We start from the raw sequence: 23,160 nt of genomic DNA on the forward strand, positions 1-23,160 counted from the left end.
CTAACCCGAAGGTAGTCCGTTACTAGAGTTACTCAAGTGACACGTGTGGTGTTTATTCAACCGTTACGGCAGTGATGGTCTTGTGTGATGCGGGAGCCCGTCCGGACCGGGATCGAGTTCGGCGCGCTCACGTGCGCGTAGCGCCTGTCAGCGCGCCGGATTCGCTGCGTCGCTACAGTCGCCACGTGGACACGAAGGCGCCGGCGCGGCCAGCCTGGCTGGCCCCGGTGCTGCTGATCGTCAGCGTGGCCGCGCGGCTGGGGTGGACCTACCTGGCGCCCAACGGCGCCAACTTCGTCGACCTGCACGTCTACCTCGGCGGCGCGGCTGCGCTGGATCATCCCGGCACGCTGTACTCCTACGTCTACGCCGACCAGACCCCCGACTTCCCGCTGCCCTTCACCTACCCGCCGTTCGCGGCGCTGGTGTTCTATCCCCTGCACCTGCTGCCGTTCGGGGTGGTCGCGCTCTGCTGGCAGCTGGGCATCATCGCCGCCCTCTACGGCGTGGTCCGAATCAGCCAGCGGCTTCTGGGCACGCCCGCGACGGGCGGGCGCGCCGTCGCAATGATCTGGACCGCCGTCGCGATCTGGCTCGAACCCCTGCGCAGCAACTTCGACTACGGCCAGATCAACGTGATCCTGGTACTGGCAGTTCTCTGCGCGTCCTACAGCAGCCGCTGGTGGCTGTCGGGTCTGCTGGTCGGACTCGCCGCAGGCATCAAGCTGACGCCGGCCGTGACCGGGCTCTACTTCCTGGGCATGCGCCGCTGGGGTGCGGCGGTCTTCTCCGCAGTGGTGTTCTTCGGCACGGTCGGGCTCTCGGTGGCGGTGATCGGTCAGCAGGCCCGCTTCTACTTCACCGATCTGCTCGGCGACGCCCGGCGCGTCGGCCCGATCGGAACCTCGTTCAATCAGTCGTGGCGCGGAGCGGTCTCCCGCATCCTCGGCCACGACGCCGGCTACGGACCGGTGGTGCTGGCCGCGATCGCGGTGACCGCGGTGCTGGCGGTCCTGGCGTGGCGCGCGCTGGACTCGGACCGGCTGGGGTGCCTGCTGGTGGTGCAACTGGTCGGGCTACTGATCTCGCCGATCTCGTGGACTCATCACTGGGTGTGGTTGGTGCCGCTGATGATCTGGCTGCTGCACGGACCGTGGCGAAATCGATTGGGCGCCAAGGTGCTCGGCTACGGCTGGCTGGCGCTGACGGTGGTCGGGGTGCCGTGGCTGCTCAGCTTCGCCCAACCGACGATCTGGCAGATCAGCCGACCCTGGTACCTGGCGTGGGCGGGCGTGATCTACGCCGTGGCGACGCTGGCCACGCTGGCCTGGATAGCGGTCAGCGGTCGTCGACAATCCCGTTGATATCGGACGCCATTTGCACGTCCTTGGCGGTTATTCCGCCTTCAGAATGCGTGACCAGCGCGAAAGTAACTGTGCGCCAGCGGATGTCAATATCAGGATGATGGTCTTGGTGCTCGGCGTGTTCGGCGACCCGGCGCACCGCGTCGATCCCGTCCAGGAATGTCGGGAACTTCACCGAGCGGCGCAGCGCACCGTCGGCGTGCTCCCAGCCGTCGAGACCCTTGATCGCGGAGTCAATCTCTTCATCGGTTAGTGGCATGGTTCGAGTCTTCTCTCATCGACACCCCGGCGAAAGGTCGCGAACGGACCGGGACATCTGTCTCAATTTCGGGACCTGTCTGCGTAAGTGATGTTAGGTTGCCAGCGTCGCTCGACGCCGTCGTCACAAGAATCGGGACGGGTTCGCATTCGCACGTCAACCTCGGGGGTCTTGATGAATTCCTTTGCCATGTCCACGATCACCCGACGGCCCGCGTGGTTGCGGGCACTCCCCGTTGAGTTCGGTGGCTGGCTCGGTGCAGGGGCGGTCGCGCTCGGCATCGGCGCGGCACTGGCCTCGATGCCCGCGACGGCGTCGGCCGATTCGACCGGCTCCGCCGGTAAAGGCCCGAGCACCTCGAGCAGCTCCACCAAATCCACCGGCCAGCACCGGCCCCACGTCGGCTCCACGCGCTCGGCTGCGGCGAAGGTATCCAAGCCGGCCTCGAAGTCGGCCGCTGCCACTGAGGCCGTCACTCCCAAAGCCGGCGTGGCTGCGAGCACGACCACGCTCAGAGCAGTCGCGGTGCCGGGCCTGCCGACGCCGGAAACCGTCGTCGCATTCTTCATCAGCAACGGGACCGCCGCGCACCCCAACGCCGGGATCATCGCCGGCAACGGCTACTCATGGACGGCCGACACCTGCACGGGTACCGCTGCGTGCAAGGGCGGCAACGGCGGGTTCTTCGGTGACGGCGGAGCCGGGTTCAACGGCGGCAACGGCGGCGCGGCGGGCGGGTTCGGCAACGGCGGCGCCGGCGGCGCAGGTGTCGAAGCCGGCAATGGCGGCAACGGCGGCGCCGGTGGCCTGATCATCGGCAACGGCGGCGCCGGTGGTGATGGTGGCGAGGCGTTCGCGCAGGGCACCAAGGGTGGCAACGGTGGCGCGGCCGGCATGTTCGGCAACGGCGGCAAGGGGGGTGCCGGCGGCGTCCTGGCCGGCGAGGCCGGGGTGGACAGCACGGGCGGTCAGGGCGGCAACGGCGGCCACGGCGGCCTCTACGCCGGCAACGGCGGCGCTGCGGGCAAGGGCGGCAACGCGATCCCGATCGGCGCGACGGCCGGCGATGGCGGCCACGGCGGCAATACCGGGCTGCTGTCGATCTGGGGCACCGGCGGCGCCGGGGGCGCGGGCGGCGCCTCCACGAACGGCGGCAAGGGTGGTGACGGCGGCAGCGGCGGGTTGTTCTCGATCTTCGCCAACGGCGGCGCGGGTGGTGCCGGCGGAACCAGCCCGTACTACGGAGCGACAAGTGACCATGGCGGCGACGGCGGGCACGGCGGCAGCGGCGGGCTGTGGGCGGGCAACGGCGGCGCGGGCGGTGCCGGCGGTTTCGGCGGCGGTGACGGCGGCAACGGCGGCAGCGTCGGCATGTTGTCGGTCTTCGGGCAGGGCGGCAACGGTGGCAACGGCGGCATCGGCCAGACCGGCGTGCCGGGCACGAGCCCCACGGTCGGCCCCGTCGACGGCGGCCCCGGTGGGGACGGCGGACCGGGCGGCAAGGGCGGTAAGGGCGGCAACGGGAGCTTCGTCTTCGGAAGCGGCGGCGACGGCGGTGCCGGCGGCCAGGGCGGCTGGGGTGGCCAGGGCGGCAACGCCCGTTACCCCGGGACCGTCGCGGTCGGTGACGGCGCGCCCGGCGGTAACGGCGGCGACGGCGGCAACGGTGGTGCCGGCGGAGCATCCGGCGGAGCCGCGGGCGTGGGCCGCTACCTCTTCGTCGTTGCGGCCAACGGCGCCAACGGAATCAGCGGTGCCGGCGGCAACGGCGGCAACGGTGGCGTCGGCAAATGGGGTGGCTACACAACGGATCCCGATGGCAACGGCGGCCTCGGCGGATACGGCGGCCGGGGCGGTAATGGTGGCGTCGGCGGTGCCGGCGCGGCAGGCGGCCGGGGCGGTACCGGCGGCGCAGGCGGACCGGGCGGCAATGCCGGCATCAACGGCAACGGTGGTGACGGCGGCGCCGGTGGTGACGGCGGTACCGGCGGCCAAGGAGGTACCGGCGGCGGCGACGGCGGCAACGGTGGCTGGGGCGCGGCAGCCGGGTCGGGCGGCTCCGGCTTCAATGGCGGCAAGGGCGGCAACGGCGGCTGGGGTGGTGACGGCGGCCCGGGTGGAGTTGGCAACGGTGACGGCGGCTCTGGCGGCAGCTGGGGCAGCGGTGGCTGGGGCGGCACAGGTCAGCCCGGCGGTAGCGGCGGTGCGGGTGGCACCAACGGTTCGAACGGCAACAATGGCGCACCCGGCCCGGCAGCCGCAGCGGCTGCGGTCAGGGACGACGTCACGGCGCAGCGTGCGGTTGCGCCTTCGGCCAACGCGGCGCCGTCCGCCACTCCGATGCAGACGCTGCAATCGATGTGGAGTGATCTCTCTCGCCAGCTGACCTACATCTTCTTCAACCGGGCACCCACGCTCTCGCCCCAGTACTACAACCAGTCCAGCGCCGGGACGATCCGGGTGGACGCCAACGGAGTGAGCAACAACGGCTACGCCGTGACCTACGGGGTGAGCAAGCAGCCCACGCACGGCACCGTCACGTTCGACAACGCCACCGGCCGCTACGTGTACACACCCGACTCGGAGCTGGTCACCCCCGGCATCACCGATCGGTTCACGATCAGGGTCGACAACGGAACCGCGGCCGATCTGCCTGGCGCACTTGGCATGTTGCAGCAGGCACTGCACACCATCGCCGTCCGGCTGGGCGTGGCCAAACCCGATACCGTCGAACGCGAAATCGTGGTGACGGTCAAGGGCACCGGCTATTACGGTGACCGCGCCAACAAGGAATGGTGGGTCAAGCAGAGTTACAACAACTGCACGCTCATGGCGACGGCGATGGCGATCGGACAGGTCAGCGGAACCGAGCCAAGCGAGGACGAGATGGTGTACCTCGCCAAGACGACCGCCAGCGTGGTCTACCCGGGTCGGCGGATGTACCTCGACGAGGACATCGCCAATGGGGTGGCGGTCAAGGATGCAGCCCAGCTGATGAACACCAACGCCGACTGGGGGGTCACCGCGACCACCCAGCGATACGGAACCTACGACGAGAACGGCACCCGGATCACCGGAGCCACCGCCGCGGATTCGCAGGTGGCCCTGGGTGATCTGGAAGCCGCCTTGGCCGCGGGTAACGCGGCGATGGTCACCGTCGACGCGAACATCACGTGGAGCACCCAGCCGAAATACCAATCACCCGCAACGCCGAACTACAACGCTGCTCTCCACGAGGCCGTGGTGATCGCCGTCGACACGGCGAAGGGTGTCGTGTATTTCAACGACAGCGGGCCCGGATACGGCCAGGACATGGCGGTCCCGATCGGTGCGTTCCTCAACGGGTGGCAGACCAACGACTATGAGCTGACCATCGTCAAGGCGAAACCCGCCACGACATAAGCTCATTGGTGTGTCCCAGATCGTCGTCGCCGGCGCGCTGATCTCCGGCGCGACGCTTCTGGTCGCCCAGCGGCAACGTCCGCCGGAACTGGCCGGACTGTGGGAGCTGCCGGGCGGGAAGGTCGCGCCGGGCGAGCCCGAAGCCGACGCGCTGGTGCGGGAGTTACGTGAGGAACTCGGCGTCGACGTCGTCGTCGGGGAACGTCTCGGCGCCGACGTGCCGATCGGTGAGTCGATGATCCTGCGGGCCTACCTCGTCACCCACACCGGCGGGGCCCTGCACCCGCACGACCACCGTGCCCTGCGGTGGGTCAGCGCCGCCGAGCTGGCATCCCTGGACTGGGTGCCCGCCGACCGGGCGTGGCTGCCGGAGCTCGCGAAACGCCTTGGCGCGTGAGCCCGCCGCCCTATGATCTGGGGCGTGCTCATGGACGTCACAGCCGACGTTGATCTGACCGACGGCAGGTTCTACGCCAGTGGCGCGGTCCGCGAGGCGTACCGCTGGATGCGTGCCCACCAGCCGGTCTTCCGCGACCGCAACGGCCTGGCCGCCGCCGCGACCTATCGCGCGGTGATCGACGCCGAGCGGCAGCCGGAACTGTTCTCCAACGCCGGTGGGATCCGCCCGACGACTCCGCCGCTGCCGCACATGATCGACATGGACGACCCGCAGCATCTGTTGCGGCGCAAGCTGGTCAACGCCGGCTTCACCCGCAAGCGCGTACGCGACAGGGCGAAATCCATTGATGCGCTGTGCGATACGTTGATCGACGCGGTGTGCGAACGCGGCTCGTGCGACTTCGTCCGCGATCTGGCGGCACCGCTGCCGATGGCCGTCATCGGCGACATGCTCGGCGTGGCCCCCGAAGACCGCGACACCCTGCTGGCATGGTCCGACGACATGGTGGTTGCGCTGAGCTCGGTGGCCACCGAGGAATCGCTGCTGGCCGCGGCCACCGCACTGACCGCCTACAACGAGTTCATGGCCGGCTTCGTCGCGCAGCGCCGGCGGGAACCCGCGGATGATCTCGTCAGCGTCCTGATCGCCGCCGACGTCGACGGTGAGCGGCTCACCGACGAGCAGATCTATGCCGAGACGCTGCTGATCCTGATCGGCGGCGACGAGACCACGCGACACACGCTGTCCGGCGGAACCGCTGAACTGAGCCGCCACCCCGAGCAGTGGCAGGCGGTGCGCGAAGACCCCGACCTGTTGCCCGGGGCGGTGGAGGAGATGCTGCGCTGGACCTCGCCGATCAAGAACATGTGCCGAACCCTGACCGCCGACACCGACTTTCACGGCACGGCGCTGCACGAGGGCGAGAAGATCCTGCTGCTGTTCGAGTCGGCCAACTTCGACGAGACGGTCTTCGGCGACCCGGACGTCTTCCGCATCGACCGCAATCCCAACAACCACGTCAGCTTCGGCTTCGGCACCCACTTCTGCCTGGGCAACCAGCTGGCCCGGCTGGAACTGACGGCGATGACCCGTCGGGTGCTGGCACGGCTACCGGATCTTCGGCTGGCCGACGGCGCGGAGCTGCCGCTGCGCCCGGCCAACTTCGTCAGTGGCTTGGAGGCCATGCCCGTCGAGTTCACGCCGACCGCACCGGTTTCGCGCTGAGGACTTCGGCGCCGCACCGCCGGGCGGGCGCGTCATGCTGCTGCTGTCCTACCCCTAGTACTTGAGGGCGTCACTAGTACTTGAGGGCGTCACGGGCGACCCGCACATCGGCGAACTGTCGCGGGTGATGCGCGGCGTGCACCGGGTGCATGAGCACGGGATGGCGGCAGTGCGGGCACGTCTCGGGCTGTCGGCGATCCGACGAGACCGTCAGGTGACGGCAACCCGCACACCGGACGACGTACGCCGCACCGATCCAGTTGAGCAGCCCGAGATAGATGGCGGCGGTGGCCGCTGTGCCGAGCACCACGATGAGGGCAACGGTGAGAACTTCGTAGACCGTCATGTCCGAACCTCCTTTGACGGTATGCATTCACGGTAACTCCGCCGAGTTTGCGAATGGTGTGGAAACCCTGTTGGAATGCCGTGGGTGGGGACGCTGGCGACACTTTCGCGGCAATGCTGGCTGTTCGCGGTGGGCTCGGCCTTCTTCGCCGCGGCGACGGTCCCCGGTTTCCCGTCGCTCGCCGGTGCGGGTGCGGCCAACTGGCTCTGCTTCATCGGCTCCTGGTTCTTCACCGCTGCGGCCTGGATGCAACTGGTGCTCGCAACGCCGCCATGGAAGCTCGAATGGCTCTCGGCAGCAATCCAATTCGTGGGCACCGTGCTGTTCAACATCAGTACCGGTTCCGCGGTGTGGGCGCACGCGACCGGAGTGCGCCGGCACTACGTGTGGGCGCCGGACGCGTTGGGGTCGGTCGCCTTCCTGGTGAGCGCGGCGCTCGGGGTGGCCGCGGCCACGATCGCGGTGGGGCTGATCGCGCTCGGGTCGCGTGACTGGCAGGCCGAGTGGATCAACATGGTCGGCTCGATCGCGTTCGGGGTCTCCGCAGTCGGTGCATTCGTGCGGCGAACCGGAATCACCGAGGACGCGCTGGTAGCGAACCTGGGAACCTTCTTCGGAGCGCTGTGCTTCCTCGGCGCGGCGCTGCTGGTGCTTCCTCGTTTTCGCAAAAGGGCACCTGCGCTGCGAGAATCAGGGCCGTGAACAACCGAGACTTCCGCAATGTCGCCATCGTGGCGCACGTCGACCACGGCAAGACCACGCTGGTGGACGCCATGTTGCGGCAGTCCGGCGCCCTTACCCACCGTGGTGACGACACCATCGAACGCCTGATGGATTCCGGTGACCTGGAGAAGGAAAAGGGCATCACGATCCTGGCGAAAAACACCGCCGTGCATCGTCATAACCCCGACGGTTCGATGACAGTGATCAACGTCATAGACACCCCCGGTCACGCCGACTTCGGCGGTGAAGTGGAACGCGGCCTGTCCATGGTCGACGGTGTGCTGTTGCTGGTGGACGCCTCCGAAGGCCCGCTGCCACAGACCCGGTTCGTGCTGCGCAAGGCGCTGGCGGCGCACCTGCCGGTGATCCTGGTGGTCAACAAGACCGACCGCCCCGACGCCCGGATCGCCGAGGTCGTCGAGGAAAGCCACGATCTGCTGCTCGACGTCGCGTCCGACCTCGACGAAGAAGCCCAGGCGGCCGCCGAGAAGGCACTGGACCTGCCGACGCTGTACGCCTCGGGACGGGCCGGCATCGCCAGCACCACCCAGCCCGCCAACGGGGAGAACCCTGACGGCGAGAACCTCGATCCGCTGTTCGACGTCCTGCTCGAGCACATTCCGCCGCCGCAGGGCGATCCCGAAGCGCCGCTGCAGGCGCTGGTGACCAACCTGGACGCCTCGGCGTTCCTGGGCCGGCTGGCGTTGATCCGCATCTACAAGGGCCGCCTCAAGAAGGGCCAGCAGGTGGCCTGGATGCGGGAGGTCGACGGCCACCCGGTGATCACGAACGCCAAGATCACCGAGCTGCTCGTCACCGAGGGCGTCGAACGCACCCCGACCGAGGAAGCCGTCGCCGGCGATATCGTCGCGGTGGCCGGCATCCCGGAGATCATGATCGGCGACACCCTGGCCGACCCCGACCACGCGCACGCGCTGCCGCGGATCACCGTCGACGAGCCGGCGATCTCCGTGACCATCGGCACCAACACCTCGCCGCTGGCCGGCAAGGTGTCCGGCCACAAGCTCACAGCGCGAATGGTCAAGAGCCGCTTGGACTCCGAACTGGTCGGCAACGTCTCGATCAAGGTCGTCGACGTCGGCCGCCCGGACGCCTGGGAAGTGCAGGGCCGCGGTGAGCTGGCGCTGGCGGTTCTCGTGGAGCAGATGCGCCGCGAAGGCTTCGAGCTGACCGTCGGCAAACCGCAGGTGGTCACCCGCACGATCGACGGCAAGCTGCACGAGCCGTTCGAGGCGATGACCATCGACTGCCCCGAGGAGTTCGTCGGCGCGATCACCCAGCTGATGGCCGGCCGCAAGGGGCGGATGGAAGAGATGGCCAACCACGCAGCGGGATGGGTGCGGATGGACTTCATCGTGCCCAGCCGCGGCCTGATCGGATTCCGCACCGACTTCCTGACGCTGACCCGCGGCACCGGAATCGCCAACGCGGTGTTCGACGGGTACCGGCCGTGGGCGGGGGAGATCCGGGCCCGGCACACCGGTTCGCTGGTGAGTGACCGCTCCGGCCAGATCACCCCGTTCGCGATGATCCAGCTCGCCGACCGGGGGCAGTTCTTCGTCGAGCCCGGGCAGGAGACCTACGAAGGCCAGGTCGTCGGAATCAACCCGCGTGCCGAGGACCTCGACATCAACATCACCCGCGAGAAGAAGCTCACCAACATGCGATCCTCCACCGCTGACGTGATGGAGACACTGGCCCGGCCGCTGGAACTCGGTCTCGAGCAAGCCATGGAGTTCTGCGCCGAGGACGAGTGCGTCGAGGTGACGCCGGAGATCGTGCGGGTGCGCAAGGTCGAGCTGGATGCCACCAGCCGGGCGCGGGCGAAGTCCAGGGCCAAGGCCAGGGGCTGACCTGCGTCCTATCGCTACTCTGAGGGGCGTGCCGACCGGACCACGCAGCCTTCAAGTCCTGGCTGTCCTGCTGTCCGTGCTGATCACCGCCGCCTGTACGGTCAGCCCGCCACCGGCTCCGCAGAGCACCGAGACGACGAACGTGCCCCCGCCGCCACCGGCCCGGCCCACCCAGATCATCATGGGCATCGACTCGATCGGTGCCGGGTTCAACCCGCACCTGCTCTCCGACCAGTCGCCGGTGAACGCCGCGATCAGTGCACTGGTGCTGCCCAGTTCGTTTCGCCCGGTCCCGGATCCGGCGACGCCCACCGGCTCCCGCTGGGAGATGGACCCGACGCTGCTGGTCTCGGCCGAGGTGACCAACCAGAACCCCTTCACCGTCACCTACAAGATCCGTCCCGAAGCGTCGTGGACCGACAACGCCCCGATCGCCGCCGACGACTTCTGGTACCTGTGGCGCCAGATGGTCAGCCAGCCCGGCGTGGTCGACCCCGCGGGCTACGACCTGATCACCGGCGTGCAGTCGATCGAGGGCGGGAAGACCGCGGTGGTGACGTTCGCGCAGCCGTACCCGGCGTGGCGGGAGCTGTTCAACGACCTGCTGCCCGCGCACATCGTCAAGGATGTGCCGGGCGGGTTCGCGGCCGGCCTGGCCCGCGCGATGCCGGTCACCGCCGGCCAGTTCCGGGTGGACAACATCGACCCCCAGCGCGACGAGATCCTGCTGGCCCGCAACGACCGATTCTGGGGTCCACCGGCGCACCCCGACCAGATCCTGTTCCGCCGCGCCGGCGCGCCTGCCGCACTGGCCGACTCGATCCGCAACGGCGACACCCAGGTGGCGCAGGTGCACGGTGGCGCTGCCGCGTTCGCCCAGCTGTCGGCCATCCCGGACGTGCGTACCGCGCGGATCGTCACTCCGCGGGTCATGCAGCTGACGTTGCGGGCGAACGAGCCCAAACTGTCGGATCCGGCTGTGCGCAAAGCAATTCTGGGCCTGCTGGACGTGGATCTGCTGGCCGCCGTCGGGGCAGGCAGCGACAACACCGTCACCCTGGCGCAGGCGCAGGTACGTTCGCCGAGCGATCCGGGCTACGAGCCCACCGCGCCGCCGGCACTGGGCAAGCAGCGGTCGCTGGAACTGCTCGAGCAGGTCGGCTTCCAGATCGACCGGACCCCCACCGAGTCGCCGGTGCCGTCGCCGCCGTCGGCCGGGTCGCGCACCGAGACGCCGCAGCCGGGGCCGCCGGAGATCACCCGCGGGCGGGTCAGCAAGGACGGCGAGATTCTGTCGCTGGTGATCGGAGTTGCCGCCAACGACCCGACGTCGGTTGCGGTCGCCAACACCGCCGCCGACCAGTTGCGCAGTGTCGGCATCGCCGCGACGGTGCTGGCGCTGGATCCGCCGGTGCTCTACGGGGATGCGCTGGTGAACAACCGCGTCGACGCCATCGTCGGCTGGCACGCCGCGGGCGGTGACCTGGCGACCTCGTTGGCCTCGCGTTACGGCTGCCCGGCCTTGGAGGCCACGCCTGTTCAAACGGCCACTGCGACCACCACGGCGGCTCCGAGCAGCACGACCGCCGGCCCGTCGCCGACGCCGTCGGCCGGTCCGCTGCCCGCCACCACCACGTCCATGACGCCGACGAGCCCGCCGCCGGCCCCCGAGTCGGGTGCACTGGTGCAGGCGCCCTCGAACCTGACCGGGATCTGTGATCGCAGCATTCAGCCCAATATCGAAGCGGCCCTTGATGGTTCGGCCAAGATCAACGATGTCATCAACCTGGTCGAGCCACGGCTCTGGAACCTCTCGACGGTCCTGCCGATCCTGCAGGACACCACGATCGTCGCGGTGGGCCCGAGCGTGCAGAACGTCAGCCTGAGCGGCGCGGTGCCGGTCGGCATCGTCGGTGACGCCGGCCGCTGGGCCAAAGCCGCGCAGTAGCGCTAACCGCCGGAGGCGGCCTTGTGCGCACGCTTGGAACCGGCGACCCCGCCCTTCTTGGCAGTGGACTTGGCGCTGCCGGCTGTGGCCGGCTTCGTGTTGGTGGACTTGGCCAGGCGGCTTGCCGCTCCGCTCGGGGCCGGCACGGTGGGGATCGGCCGGGTGGTGGCCCCGGGGCCGGCGATGAGGTCGGCGTAGACCCGCGCTCGTCCGGTGTCGATCTTGAAGGCGAGGTCGTTCGCCGCGGCGGTGACCGCCTGCTGGATCGGTGCCCGGCCTGCGGTCAATGCGGTGACGACATCGCCGGTTTGGGCGAGTGTCGCGGCGAATGCCGTCACCCCGGCCACGGCGCCGCCGAGCACTGTCAATGGGCCTTGTACCAGCGCCTGGGCGGCGATCTGATACCCGGCGACGAGCGCGTCCTGGGATGCGGTGAAGGTTCGTTCGAGGGTGGCTTGCAGCCCGAAGCCGCCGAAGGGGATGCGCGATGCGAGCAGCAGGCTGAAGGTGTTGGCGATCGGCACCTGAACGGCGAGCAGTGCCACGCCGAGTGCTTGGGCGACATCTCGACCGGCCTGCAGTGCGCCGACGAACGCGACCGGGCTGCTGATCAGCCCCTTGCCGAGGCCGACCAGACCCCACCCGGTGAACGGCGCGTACGTCGGTTCGGGCGCCGGGGTGTTCGGCCCCAGGCAGTACGTGGAGCACTGCTGGGTGCTGCCGACCAGGATCGGCGTCGCGGCGATGATGTCGCCGAGCAGGTTGATGCCGATCTGGTAGGGGATTGCGCCGAAAGCCGGGACGGACAGGTCGGTCAGCTGGATGTGGGGCAGCTGCACAGAGGCGACCGGCGCGCTGTGGCTGGGGATCAGCGGACTGACGGCGATGACGCCGGCCCCCGCGAGCGCGATGCTGGTCCGGTAGAGCGAGTTGACAGCAGCAGGCATTTCTGGCTCCTTCGCCGAGGTGTACCGACCAGGCGAAACTTACCTGACAGCAAACTGAGAAACGGCGTGTTGGCAGAAGTCGCGGACGAAGCTTGAGCGGTCAACCAGTTCGGCCCGCGCGGGCCGCGTCAGCCGGTCTACGAGCCGGCGCTGGAAGAGCTGGACGAAGAGCTTTTCGAGTCCCGGGCCGAGCCGGCCACGGAGCGTGTGGTGCCCGTCGTCGGCTTGCTGTCACTGCGGGCCTTGGCCGGGGTCGTCGCGTCGGCGCCCGAGTTGCTGGAACCGGTCGACTTGGTCGTGGTGGTGGTCGTGGTCGTGGTGGGCCGCAGGCTGGCCGCCGTCGGCGTAATGTCCGGCTTGCGGGCCGAGCCGGCCTTGTTGTTCTGGCCGGACGGCGCCGGCGTCGCGGTATCGGTGGCGGGCTCGCTGGTGGCCGGTTCGGCCTCGGTCCCGGCGCTGGCGGTCGCCGAGGCGACCAGATTCTTGAGCGCGGAGGGCGGCGGGATGGCCGGAGTGCGACGCCCGTACAGCACGTCCCTGATGCCGTCGAGAATGATGAGCCCCGGGCCCCAGAACGCCCGGATCGCGGCCTTGACGGTGTCCAAAGCGCCGGCGATATCACCGTTGAGCACGTCAAGAGCAGCGGTCACGACGAATTGCGGAACGCGGATGATCACCGCCACCACGGCGTAGGCCGCCTCGACGACTTTTCCGCCGAGGTATGAGGTGTCCAGGACTAGACCGTTGAGGGCCTGCACCACGTCGGAACTGACGACTGACGTGACAAAGCCTGTGGTGGATGGGGCAGGCGTGGCGTTTGCCAACTCGACGACGCCGGAACCTATCGGATCGGGCCGATAAGCAGTTTGCTCGGGGAGGGTCGCGACCACCGACGGCTCGGGACTGATCGCCGAGCTGACCTCGCGGCTGATGCGATCGGCGTCCGCGGCCAGTGCGGCCAGGATCTGCGCGAGCGCAGGGCCGATATCGGAACTCGGCAGCTTCGGCGTCAATGCGCTGAGCAGGGATTTATCGGACGGGCTGAGCAAATCGGGGCTGGTGGACAGCTGCGTGGTGGAGATCTGCATGTCCCTGGATGGAGGCGCGAGGGGGTTGGCCACGACCACAGTCGCCGCCACGAGTGCCACCCCTGTCGTAAGGAATGGCCCCAACGCCCGTCGCATGCCGTCTCCCTAATCCGTGTTTGCGGCACCGGCAAGGAGAACGATACCTGAGAATAGGCTGATAAGGGTAAAGACGCCGCCTGAGAATTTTTTTTAGCGAAAATTACTGTTTACCGAGGTGGGGGTGGAAAATCCTTGTGAGCCAACCCAATTAGTCCGCCGCGGTTCCTTAAGGGCGACTGAGGAAATTTGCGTACGCACAAACTGGCTAATTCTGGTGCGTCACACCGGCGGCGAGATCGCTTTTTCGTACACCAGCCACCGCATCTCGATCGGGCGTTGGTCGCGGGGAACATCGAACACGTCCTGCCCGCTGACCCATTCGGCGTACCAGCTGGTCGGCGGCCACATCCCGGCCGGCAGATGGTCCTTCTCGTAGTCGTAGACCGACATGTCCGACACCAGTGCCAGCGCACACCCGGCCAGGGCCGCCGCCATCTGGGGTTGGGTGAAGATCGTCGTATAGCACTGTTGGCCCAGTTGGAGTGCCCCGTCATCCGGGGTGTAGTCGCGGTGTGCGACGAAGGCGTTGAACACCAGGCGACCGCCCGGGGCCAGGCAGTGGGAGGCCAACTCGAAGATCCCGCGCAGCTGGTCGGCAGACCGGAAGTCCGACACCACCTCCGACAGCAAAATCAGGCGGTAGTCGCGCCGCAGATCGTCCAGCGTCGCGAAGATGTCGCGCTCCAACACGCGGACGGGCAGCGACTCGCCCTGCGCGGCTCCCCGGATGCTCTCGGCGAACGACGCCGTCATCTCCACGACGTCGACCTCATGGCCGCGCCGCGCCAGCGCCAACGCGTTGCGTCCGGTGCCGGCACCCAGATCCAGGATCGGACACGAACGGGGATCGGCCGCTTCGCTAGCCAGCGCCAGCACCCGCGCGTCGGGTTCTGATCCGAACAAAGGTGGTTCGCGGGTGGCCATCCAGTTCTCGTACGCACCTTCGACCGTCCACCAGCGGCTCTTGACGTGGTAGTTCAGCACCGTTCCGACCGGGGCCGCATACGAGATGACGATCTCCGAGCGCGGTGACGCGCCGAACGCCTCGGTCAGCTGTTCGTGCAGGATGGCGCGCAGTTCGTCGATCTGCTCGGCGCGGAATTCGCGGCCCAGCGCTGCGAACAGGCTGGTGCACATGGTCACGTACGCCTCGAGCAGGCCGGGCACGGCGGGCAGGCTGATCTCACCGGTGGCGACCGAACGACGGAGCAGCCGGCGCGTCACGGCGCTGTGAAGCGCGGGATCGGCGGTCGAGGACAGCGGCATGTTCTCCACCTAAGTCCTTCTACCCGATCCGGCGGCGGTTGTCAGTGATCGGTTTGCACGTTCACCTGAATGTCGCGGCGCCGCTCGAGTAGACCGTTGAGCGCACTGGCGGCATACGCGGCGGCCGCGAAGACGATCAGCAACCACCACGGGGGATGGGCCAGCTCCCAGACGAACAGCGCGGCCCAGGCGGGAGCCCCCTGAGTGACGGCCAGTACGCCCGCGGCGCAGGCCAGTGACACCGCCGGGACGCTGACTGTCAGCGGTGTCCAGGTGTTGATCGCCATCGCCACCAGCGACCCCGTCGCCGCGCCGGTGGCCAGTGCGGGCGTCAGCATGCCGCCGACCGCGCCCGCGCGCAGGAACAGTGCGGTCACCAGAGGTTTCAGCAGTAACAGGGCCCCGGCCGATGCCAGCGTCAGCCCGGAGGCGACGCTCACGGTCAGCACGCTCTTGCCGTTGCCCGGCAGTTCGGGCCACCAGTGCGACAGCACACCGACCAGCAGCCCGGCGGCCGCGATGGCGGGGATCAGCAGCCAGGAGTCGCCGACCCGGTGAGCCTTGGCGTACTGCATCATCCGGTTGAAGCCCCGGCCCACCACGAGCGCCAGCGGCGAGATGAGGACCGCGAATCCGGTCAGCAGATACGACAGCTCGGGATTGGGCCAGTGCAGCGGCACCTCCAGATGGGTGACCGGCGCGGCCACCGCCACCGCGATGCTGGAGGTGATCATCGCCGTCCCGACGGTGCGCAGGCTCCAGCTGCGAAGCACGATCTGGATCGCGAACAGCGCGCCGCCCAACGGCACGCTGTACACCGCCGCCAAACCGGCGCCGGCCGCACAGCCGAGCAGGATCCTGCGATCGCTCGCGGTGAGCGCCCACCTCGAGGTGCCGAGATCGCCGAGCGCGGCGGCGAATTGGCGGGGCGCGCCCTCCCGGCCGAGTGACGCACCGGCGCCCACCAACAGCACCTGCAGGCAGGCGTCGAGCGTCAACGCGAGCCGCGGCAACGGTCCGGGAGAATCGATGGCCTCCGACAGCGACGGCACCCGGGTCCGTCGCCGCAGCAGCCACCAGCCGAGGCCGGCCAGCGCGCCGCCGACCGTCGGGCCGGCCGCGCGGCGCACCGGACTCGACCCCGTCACCCCGTCCAACAGGGTCCCGAAGCTGTAGTGGAATGTGAGGTGCTCGACCGCGTGCAGCAGCACGGTGGTCGCGGCGCCGGCGAGGCCGGCGAGCAGCCCGATCGCGGCGACCGCGCAGCCGAACTCCAGGTGGCGCCGGTTCACGCGCCGAATCTATGTCACCTGCGGCGGTAGGGTGGCCGACGTGGCTGAGCAAGAGACCCCGCGGTTGTTGTTTGTGCACGCCCACCCGGACGACGAGACGATGAACAACGCGGTCAGCATTGCGCGTTACGTGCAACGCGGGGCCGAGGTCACCGTCGTCACCTGCACCCTCGGTGAAGAAGGCGAGATCATCGACGACCGCTGGCGACGGCTCGCCGTCGACGAAGCGGATCAGTTGGGTGGCTACCGAATCGGGGAACTGACGACGGCCCTCCAGGCACTCGGCCTGCCCGGCCCGCGGTTCCTCGGCGGTGCGGGCAAGTGGCGCGACTCGGGCATGCCCGGCACCCCGGCGCGCATGCACACCAAGTTCGTCGACGCCGACGTCGACGAAGCCGTCGGTCTGCTGGCCGACGTCATCGACGAACTGCGCCCGCACGTCGTCGCCACCTACGACCCCGGCGGCGGCTACGGCCACCCCGACCACGTGCAGACCCACAAGATCACCACCGCCGCGGTCGCGGCCGCGACGTGGACGGTGCCGAAGTTCTACTGGGGTGTCATCTGCGCCAGCGCTTTTCGCGACGGCGTCAACGGCCTCACGCCCGACGACGTGCTGGCCGACTGGATCATGCCGCCCCCGGACGTCGAATTCGGTTTCCCCGACGACAGGATCACCGCGATCGTCGAAGCGCCCGAGCACCTCGACGCCAAGGTCGACGCGATCGCCGCACACGCGACGCAGATGCTCGTCGGTCCGACCAGGCGGGCGTTCACCCTGTCCAACAAACTCGTGCTGCCCGTGCTCGCCGCCGAACACTATGTGCTCGTCGAGGGCGCAGCGGGTCCGACCAATGAGCGCGGTTGGGAGACCGACCTTCTCGGCGGGCTCGGCTTCGGGCAATAGGTTGAACCGACCTCGATCGCGACCGACAGGACCGGGCCGCACCCACCGTTCCGTCGACGTCGCCGACGCCGACGATGCGGGCACGACCGACCCGGCCATCCGCACAGTGGTGCTGGGTCTCCTGGCCGTCGACGGTGTCCTCTCGGCTGTCGCCGGCGCGCTGTTCCTGCCGCTCTATCTGGGCGCCGTGCCGTTGCCGATCAGCGCGCTGGTCAGCGGTCTGGTGAACCTCGCCCTGGTGTGGGCCGCCGCCTACTGGACGGAGTCCGACCGGCTTGCCGCGCTACCGCTGATGACGTGGCTGGTCACGGTCGCCGCGCTGACCCTGGGCGGGCCGGGCGGCGACATCGTGTTCGGCGGCCCGGGCGTGATGGCCTACTCGGTGCTGATCTTCCTGGCGCTGGGCGCTGCGCCGCCTGCGGTGTTCCTGTGGCGGCGCACCCGTTAGCTGGTGCCCTTCGCGGCTTTGGTTCGCGCCGAACCGCCCGTCGACTTCTTGGCGCCGGATGTGGTGCCCGACTTGGCCGAGCCACCTTTGCCCGTACTCGCGCCGCTATCGGCCTTGGCGGACTTGTTGGTGCTGACGGCCTTCGGGGCGGGGGTGTCCGCCGATCCGATGGTGTCGGTGACCGCCTGGGCGGTGACCGTGGTGTCGTCGGGTGTATCGGCCGTCTTGGTGACCGCCTGCGGACGGCCGGAATGGGCGAGGCCGGACTTGGCGGTCGCCGTTTCGGTCTTCTGCTCGACGGCGGCGCCGGCGCTCGCTGCCGCGGCGGGCGTCTTCAGCGCCGCGAACGGAAGTGGCGGCAGCGGCGGCAGCGGGAACGGGAACCACTGCAGGCTCCAGAAGTACGCGACCTCCTGGGTGCCGACCACGCCCAGGCTGCTGAGGGTGGTCTGGGCGATTGCGGTCAGCCCGTCCCGCCAGACGGTCGGGTTCCAGAAATCGTTGACCACCGGATCCAGGAAGTCGTAGACGACGCTGTTGGCCACCGGGACCGTGAACTTCGGGTACCAGATGTAGATCTGGTCGCTGATGAGATAACCGAACGGGATCCATCCGAGTAAATACGGACCCAGGTCCAGGGCGAGATAGTTGCCCCAGTAGAGCACCCACTGATAGGCGGCGTCGATCGCGTCCGAGGCGTTGTTGTTGGCCTGCGCCGTCTTGTGCGCTCCGGGCTGGGCAGGGGCGGGAACGACGTCGGGCGCACCGATCGCTGCTGCTACGGTGTTGACCTGGTTGACCAGCGGCTGAACCGCGGCGGACAGGCGGACAGAGTCCAGCGACATCGCGGTCGGCGCCGACGGCTGGACGGGAGTCAGGGCCACGGCGCCGACGATCGCCGTCGCTATTCCAGCGGTCAGATACGAACGGACGGACACGGTCATCGCGAACCCCCTGCTCAAAGCACAGCTAATACTGACAATCTACGTTGCGCGCGCGTAAGTGTTACAGATTTTCCAGCCGTGTCCCGGTCACTGAGCGGGGCCGACGGGCAAGGCCGCGCGGCCACGTGCGAGGACTACTGTGTGCAGCATGTCAGTCGCCGAAGTTTCAGATTGTGGGACGCGCGGATGATTTCTCTGCTGTCGACGGTTACCGGGGAGTGGCCCTGAACTCGCAGCCAAGTAGCCCGTTGCCCACACCGGTGGTTCCGCAGCGGACTGATGCTCCGTCGCCCGCTGCGCTGAGACGCGTCCTGCGTCGCGCCCGCGACGGTGTCGCCCTCAACGTCGACGAGGCGGCGATCGCCATGACCGCCCGCGGTGACGACCTCACCGACCTGTGCGCGAGCGCGGCCCGGGTTCGTGACGCCGGCCTGGACTCCGCAGGCCGCCGGGGCCCGGGTGGGCGCCTGCCGGTCAGCTATTCGCGCAAGGTGTTCATCCCGGTGACTCACCTGTGCCGCGACACTTGCCATTACTGCACGTTCGTGACGGTGCCGGGCAAGCTGCGTGCCGAGGGCAAGGGCATGTTCATGGAGCCCGACGAGATCCTCGACGTGGCACGTCGGGGCGCGGAATTAGGTTGCAAGGAAGCTCTTTTCACCCTCGGCGACCGTCCTGAGGCGCGTTGGGACGAGGCCAAGCAGTGGCTGGACGAGCGCGGCTACGACTCCACCCTGGATTACGTGCGCGCCATGGCGATCCGGGTGCTCGAAGAGACCGGCCTGCTGCCGCACCTGAACCCCGGGGTGATGAGTTGGACGGAGCTGTCGCGGCTCAAGCCGGTCGCGCCGTCGATGGGCATGATGCTCGAGACGACGTCGCGGCGGCTGTTCGAGACCAAGGGGCTGGCGCATTACGGCAGCCCGGACAAAGATCCCGCAGTGCGGCTGCGCACGCTGGACGACGCCGGCCGGCTGTCCATCCCGTTCACCACCGGGGTTCTCGTCGGTATCGGTGAGACGCTGACCGAGCGCGCCGAGACCATGCACGCGATCCGGCGTTCACACAAGGAGTTCGGGCACGTTCAGGAAGTGATCGTGCAGAACTTCCGGGCCAAGGATCACACCGCGATGGCGTCGGTACCGGATGCGGGCATCGACGACTTCCTGGCCACCATCGCCGTCAGTCGCCTGGTGCTCGGCCCGAAGATGCGCATCCAGGCACCGCCGAATCTGGTGTCGCGGGCGGAATGCCTGGCGCTGGTCGGGGCCGGTGTCGACGACTGGGGTGGGGTGTCGCCGCTGACGCCCGATCACGTCAACCCGGAGCGGCCGTGGCCCGCTCTGGACGAGCTGGCGGACGTCACTGCCGCGGCGGGTTATGAACTGGTGGAACGCCTTACGGCGCAGCCGTCGTACGTGCAGGCGGGTGCGGCATGGATCGATCCGCGGGTGCGCGGACATGTGGATGCGCTGGCCGATCCGGACACCGGATGGGCGCTGGACACCAAGCCGGTGGGCCGGCCCTGGCAGGAACCCGACGAGGCGTCGGAGTCCTTGGGCCGCACCGATCTTCACTCGGCCATCGATACCGAGGGGCGGCTGACCGAGACCCGCAGCGATCTCGGTAGCGCGTTCGGGGACTGGGAGTCCATCCGGGAGAAGGTCTCCGAGTTGGCAGCCCGCGCGCCGGAGCGCATCGACACCGATGTGCTGGCGGCGCTGCGTTCAGCCGAGCGCGACCCGGGCGGCTGCAGCGACGACGAATATCTGGCTTTGGCCACCGCCGACGGTCCGGCTATGGATGCGGTTGCCGCCCTTGCTGATTCGTTGCGCCGCGATGCGGTCGGCGATGAAGTGACGTTCGTGGTGAACCGGAACATCAACTTCACCAATATCTGCTACACCGGCTGCCGGTTCTGCGCATTCGCCCAGCGCAAGGGGGACGCCGACGCGTACTCGCTGTCCACCTCCGAGGTCGCCGACCGGGCCTGGGAAGCGCACGTCGCCGGAGCCACCGAGGTCTGCATGCAGGGCGGGATCGACCCCGAACTGCCGGTCACCGGGTATGCCGATCTGGTGCGGGCGGTCAAGGCGCGGGTGCCGTCGATGCACGTCCATGCGTTCTCGCCGATGGAGATCGCCAACGGGGTGACCCGCAGCGGCCTCTCGGTGCGCGAATGGCTGACCTCGCTGCGTGAGGCGGGGCTCGGTTCCATTCCCGGGACGGCCGCGGAGATCCTCGACGACGAGGTGCGATGGGTGCTGACCAAAGGCAAGCTGCCCACCTCGGAGTGGATCGACGTGGTGACCACCGCGCACGAGGTGGGGCTGCGGTCGAGTTCGACGATGATGTACGGCCACGTCGACACCCCCAAGCACTGGGTGGGGCACCTCAACGTGTTGCGCGGCATCCAGGATCGCACCGGTGGGTTCACCGAGTTCGTTCCGCTGCCGTTCGTGCACCAGTCATCGCCGCTGTACCTCGCGGGCGGAGCTCGTCCGGGCCCGACGCACCGGGACAACCGCGCAGTGCATGCGCTGGCGCGGATCATGCTGCACGGCCGGATCTCTCACATCCAGACGTCGTGGGTGAAGCTGGGGGTCGAGCGCACGCAGGTGATGCTGCAGGGCGGCGCCAACGACCTGGGCGGCACGCTCATGGAGGAGACCATCTCGCGGATGGCCGGCTCGGAGAACGGCTCGGCGAAGTCAGCCGAGGAGTTGATGGCCATCGCCGCCGGTATCGGCCGTCCGGCGCGTCAGCGCACGACGACCTACACCGACCTCGCGGCCTGAGGGCCGGCGTACTCCGGCTGTCGAATCGCCGCCGGTGTCGGCACGGTGTCTGCGGGTATAGGTCGCTAATATACGAAACGTCTAGTATCAGTAACCACTCGCAAGACCTGTGCTGACCGGCACTCCGATGGACGACAAGTTAGGGCACACTGAGTCGGCTATCCGGTGACCGGCATCGGATACTAGGCGTTCCCAGCAGCCCCGCAGACATACAGCCACCCGAATACAGCAGACCGAGGAGAACCTCAAGTGACGTACACGATCGCCGAGCCCTGCGTCGACATTAAGGACAAGGCCTGCATCGAAGAGTGCCCGGTCGACTGCATCTATGAGGGTGCGCGCATGCTGTACATCCACCCCGACGAGTGCGTCGACTGCGGTGCGTGCGAGCCGGTCTGCCCCGTCGAGGCGATCTACTACGAGGACGACGTCCCGGATCAGTGGGCCTCGTACACCCAGATCAATGCCGACTTCTTCGCTGAGCTGGGTTCGCCCGGCGGTGCCTCCAAGGTCGGCCAGACCGACAACGACCCGCAGGTGGTCAAGGACCTGCCGCCGAAGGAAGAGGCCTGACGGCTCCCGTCCCGTTGCGCGCGCGGCGGCGTCCGGTATCCGAGACGCTGCCGGTTTTCCCGTGGGACACCCTCGCTGAGGTGACGGCCACCGCGCGGGCTCACCCGGGCGGCATCGTCGACCTGTCGGTGGGCACACCCGTCGATCCGGTGGCACCGGTGATCCGGGAGGCATTGGCTGCGGCCAGCGCGGCGCCGGGATATCCGACGACGGCGGGAACGCCCGCGCTGCGGGCGTCCGCCGTGGCCGCACTGCACCGGCGCTACGGCATCACCGACGTGCCGGAGCACGCCGTCCTGCCGGTGATCGGCACCAAGGAACTCATCGCGTGGCTGCCGACCCTGCTGGGTCTGGGCGCCGACGATCTGGTGGTCGTTCCGGAGCTGGCCTATCCGACCTATGACGTGGCCGCGCGGCTGGCGCACGCCCGGGTGATCCCGGCCGACTCGGTGACCCAGCTCGGACCCGAGTCCCCGGCGGTCCTGTTCATCAATTCACCGAGCAACCCGACCGGTAAGGTCCTGGGCCGCGACCATCTGCGCAAGGTCGTCGAATGGGCCCGCGAGCGCGGCACGCTGGTGGTGTCCGACGAGTGCTATCTGGGCCTGGCTTGGGAGGAAGAGCCGACGTCGGTTCTGCATCCGTCGGTCAGCGACGGCGACCACACCGGGCTGCTGGCGGTGCACTCGTTGTCGAAGAGCTCGTCGCTCGCGGGGTATCGCGCCGGCTTTGTTGCCGGCGACCTCGATGTGGTGGCCGAGTTGCTCGCGGTGCGCAAGCACGCCGGGATGATGGTTCCGGGTCCGGTTCAGGCGGCGATGGTGGCCGCGCTCGACGACGACGCCCATGAACTGGAACAGCGGCAACGCTATGCGCGCCGCCGCGAGGTCATGCTGGCCGCAATGCGGTCGGCGGGTTTCACCGTCGACCACTCCGAGGCCGGTCTGTATCTCTGGGCCACTCGCGGTGAGCCGTGCCGGACGACGCTGGCGTGGCTGGCCGAGCGTGGCATTCTCGTCGCCCCCGGGGAGTTCTACGGAGCCGGCGGTTCACAGCACGTTCGGGTGGCTCTGACCGCGACGGACGAACGTATCGCCGCCGCGGTGGAGCGGCTGGCCTGAGCCAGCCGCCCCACCCCAAGCGGGGTCAGAAACGCATCGTCAGTTCATGTTCCAGGGTTCGCCGTAGGTGGTGACGCTGTCGCCGGCCTTGGAGATCAGGCGGGCGAAGGGGCGCAGCAGCACGCCGCCGGCCGCAC

General features: G+C 68.7%; 19 protein-coding genes and 1 pseudogene. 12 read left to right on the forward strand and 8 right to left on the reverse strand.

The features are described from left to right. Positions 1–74: 74 nt before the first annotated feature. Positions 75–1,364, forward strand: coding sequence for a mannosyltransferase (locus CRM90_RS26230; RefSeq protein ID WP_102809823.1), 1,290 nt, complete (start codon positions 75–77; stop codon positions 1,362–1,364). On the opposite strand, the gene CRM90_RS26235 is transcribed toward CRM90_RS26230, so the two are convergent. Continuing rightward, positions 1,339–1,623, reverse strand: coding sequence for a 4a-hydroxytetrahydrobiopterin dehydratase (locus CRM90_RS26235; protein ID WP_102809824.1), 285 nt, complete (start codon positions 1,621–1,623; stop codon positions 1,339–1,341). The two genes, CRM90_RS26230 and CRM90_RS26235, sit on opposite strands and share 26 nt — an antisense overlap. Positions 1,624–1,797: 174 nt before the next feature. Here CRM90_RS26235 and CRM90_RS30565 point away from each other — a divergent pair, with 174 nt between their 5' ends. The 3 genes from CRM90_RS30565 to CRM90_RS26270 are packed head-to-tail and all read left to right on the forward strand — an operon-like array spanning position 1,798 to position 6,649. Then, positions 1,798–5,025, forward strand: a complete 3,228-nt coding sequence (locus tag CRM90_RS30565) for an Ig-like domain-containing protein (RefSeq protein ID WP_158249065.1) — start codon at positions 1,798–1,800, stop codon at positions 5,023–5,025. A 10-nt stretch (positions 5,026–5,035) separates the two neighbouring features. Further along, a complete protein-coding gene (locus CRM90_RS26265; RefSeq protein ID WP_102809828.1) occupies positions 5,036–5,422 on the forward strand; it encodes a (deoxy)nucleoside triphosphate pyrophosphohydrolase in 387 nt (128 codons plus the stop codon). A gap of 30 nt (positions 5,423–5,452) precedes the next feature. After that, the gene (locus CRM90_RS26270) at positions 5,453–6,649 is read left to right on the forward strand and encodes a cytochrome P450 (RefSeq protein ID WP_199190062.1); all 1,197 of its coding nucleotides are present in this window, start codon (positions 5,453–5,455) and stop codon (positions 6,647–6,649) included. 73 nt (positions 6,650–6,722) lie between these two features. On the opposite strand, the gene CRM90_RS26275 is transcribed toward CRM90_RS26270, so the two are convergent. Continuing rightward, positions 6,723–6,995, reverse strand: a complete 273-nt coding sequence (locus CRM90_RS26275; RefSeq protein WP_102809830.1) for a hypothetical protein — start codon at positions 6,993–6,995, stop codon at positions 6,723–6,725. 75 nt (positions 6,996–7,070) lie between these two features. On the opposite strand from CRM90_RS26275, the gene CRM90_RS26280 reads away from it, so the two are divergent. From CRM90_RS26280 to CRM90_RS26290, 3 genes are read left to right on the forward strand one after another with little or no spacing between them, the layout of a single operon-like run. After that, positions 7,071–7,697, forward strand: coding sequence for a hypothetical protein (locus tag CRM90_RS26280; RefSeq protein ID WP_102809831.1), 627 nt, complete (start codon positions 7,071–7,073; stop codon positions 7,695–7,697). After that, positions 7,694–9,592 (forward strand): translational GTPase TypA, encoded by a 1,899-nt coding sequence (typA, locus tag CRM90_RS26285; protein ID WP_036343786.1) that lies wholly within the window; start codon positions 7,694–7,696, stop codon positions 9,590–9,592. The genes CRM90_RS26280 and typA overlap by 4 nt, the downstream gene beginning before the upstream one ends. 1 nt (position 9,593) lies before the next feature. Beyond that, positions 9,594–11,540, forward strand: coding sequence for an ABC transporter family substrate-binding protein (locus CRM90_RS26290; RefSeq protein ID WP_502693326.1), 1,947 nt, complete (start codon positions 9,594–9,596; stop codon positions 11,538–11,540). A gap of 2 nt (positions 11,541–11,542) precedes the next feature. On the opposite strand, the gene CRM90_RS26295 is transcribed toward CRM90_RS26290, so the two are convergent. The 4 genes from CRM90_RS26295 to CRM90_RS26310 all read right to left on the reverse strand — a co-directional run bounded on the left by CRM90_RS26295 (position 11,543) and on the right by CRM90_RS26310 (position 16,232). Then, positions 11,543–12,487: a hypothetical protein gene (locus tag CRM90_RS26295; RefSeq protein ID WP_102809832.1), complete on the reverse strand. Its 945-nt coding sequence runs from the start codon at positions 12,485–12,487 to the stop codon at positions 11,543–11,545. 137 nt (positions 12,488–12,624) lie between these two features. Next, complete coding sequence (locus tag CRM90_RS26300; protein ID WP_142391464.1) at positions 12,625–13,626, reverse strand: hypothetical protein; 1,002 nt, start codon at positions 13,624–13,626, stop codon at positions 12,625–12,627. 267 nt (positions 13,627–13,893) lie between these two features. Further along, positions 13,894–14,949: a class I SAM-dependent methyltransferase gene (locus tag CRM90_RS26305; protein WP_102809834.1), complete on the reverse strand. Its 1,056-nt coding sequence runs from the start codon at positions 14,947–14,949 to the stop codon at positions 13,894–13,896. 32 nt (positions 14,950–14,981) lie between these two features. Then, positions 14,982–16,232: a chloride channel protein gene (locus tag CRM90_RS26310; protein WP_102809835.1), complete on the reverse strand. Its 1,251-nt coding sequence runs from the start codon at positions 16,230–16,232 to the stop codon at positions 14,982–14,984. 40 nt (positions 16,233–16,272) lie between these two features. Here CRM90_RS26310 and mshB point away from each other — a divergent pair, with 40 nt between their 5' ends. Beyond that, positions 16,273–17,139, forward strand: coding sequence for an N-acetyl-1-D-myo-inositol-2-amino-2-deoxy-alpha-D-glucopyranoside deacetylase (gene mshB, locus CRM90_RS26315; RefSeq protein ID WP_102809841.1), 867 nt, complete (start codon positions 16,273–16,275; stop codon positions 17,137–17,139). Between the two features lies 1 nt (position 17,140). Next, a complete protein-coding gene (locus CRM90_RS26320) occupies positions 17,141–17,587 on the forward strand; it encodes a hypothetical protein (RefSeq protein WP_502693325.1) in 447 nt (148 codons plus the stop codon). On the opposite strand, the gene CRM90_RS26325 is transcribed toward CRM90_RS26320, so the two are convergent. Next, positions 17,584–18,531 carry a hypothetical protein gene (locus CRM90_RS26325; RefSeq protein WP_102809836.1) on the reverse strand — a complete coding sequence of 316 codons (948 nt, stop codon included), beginning with the start codon at positions 18,529–18,531 and terminating at the stop codon, positions 17,584–17,586. The two genes, CRM90_RS26320 and CRM90_RS26325, sit on opposite strands and share 4 nt — an antisense overlap. A 218-nt stretch (positions 18,532–18,749) precedes the next feature. Here CRM90_RS26325 and CRM90_RS26330 point away from each other — a divergent pair, with 218 nt between their 5' ends. From CRM90_RS26330 to dapC, 3 genes are all read left to right on the forward strand, one after another. After that, on the forward strand, positions 18,750–21,329 hold the full coding sequence (locus CRM90_RS26330; RefSeq protein WP_102809837.1) for a bifunctional FO biosynthesis protein CofGH: 2,580 nt from the start codon (positions 18,750–18,752) through the stop codon (positions 21,327–21,329). A gap of 249 nt (positions 21,330–21,578) precedes the next feature. Then, positions 21,579–21,902, forward strand: coding sequence for a ferredoxin (gene fdxA / locus CRM90_RS26335; protein WP_036343792.1), 324 nt, complete (start codon positions 21,579–21,581; stop codon positions 21,900–21,902). 14 nt (positions 21,903–21,916) lie between these two features. Beyond that, a complete protein-coding gene (dapC, locus tag CRM90_RS26340; RefSeq protein ID WP_102809838.1) occupies positions 21,917–23,023 on the forward strand; it encodes a succinyldiaminopimelate transaminase in 1,107 nt (368 codons plus the stop codon). Between the two features lie 39 nt (positions 23,024–23,062). Here the strand turns inward: dapC and CRM90_RS26345 are convergent. Continuing rightward, a pseudogene (locus CRM90_RS26345) lies at positions 23,063–23,160 on the reverse strand (MspA family porin); the annotation flags it as partial.

This window comes from Mycobacterium sp. ENV421 (assembly GCF_002887815.1).
Classification (GTDB): Bacteria; Actinomycetota; Actinomycetes; order Mycobacteriales; family Mycobacteriaceae; genus Mycobacterium.

Bases quoted from the DNA above. Each gene is read 5' to 3' on its own strand.
- CRM90_RS26275 (WP_102809830.1), bottom strand. From the start codon at position 6,995: ATGACGGTCTACGAAGTTCTCACCGTTGCCCTCATCGTGGTGCTCGGC.
- CRM90_RS26230 (WP_102809823.1), top strand. From the start codon at position 75: ATGGTCTTGTGTGATGCGGGAGCCCGTCCGGACCGGGATCGAGTTCGG.
- CRM90_RS26295 (WP_102809832.1), bottom strand. From the start codon at position 12,487: ATGCCTGCTGCTGTCAACTCGCTCTACCGGACCAGCATCGCGCTCGCG.
- CRM90_RS26325 (WP_102809836.1), bottom strand. From the start codon at position 18,531: ATGACCGTGTCCGTCCGTTCGTATCTGACCGCTGGAATAGCGACGGCG.
- CRM90_RS26280 (WP_102809831.1), top strand. From the start codon at position 7,071: ATGCCGTGGGTGGGGACGCTGGCGACACTTTCGCGGCAATGCTGGCTG.
- CRM90_RS30565 (WP_158249065.1), top strand. From the start codon at position 1,798: ATGAATTCCTTTGCCATGTCCACGATCACCCGACGGCCCGCGTGGTTG.
- CRM90_RS26270 (WP_199190062.1), top strand. From the start codon at position 5,453: ATGGACGTCACAGCCGACGTTGATCTGACCGACGGCAGGTTCTACGCC.
- CRM90_RS26235 (WP_102809824.1), bottom strand. From the start codon at position 1,623: ATGCCACTAACCGATGAAGAGATTGACTCCGCGATCAAGGGTCTCGAC.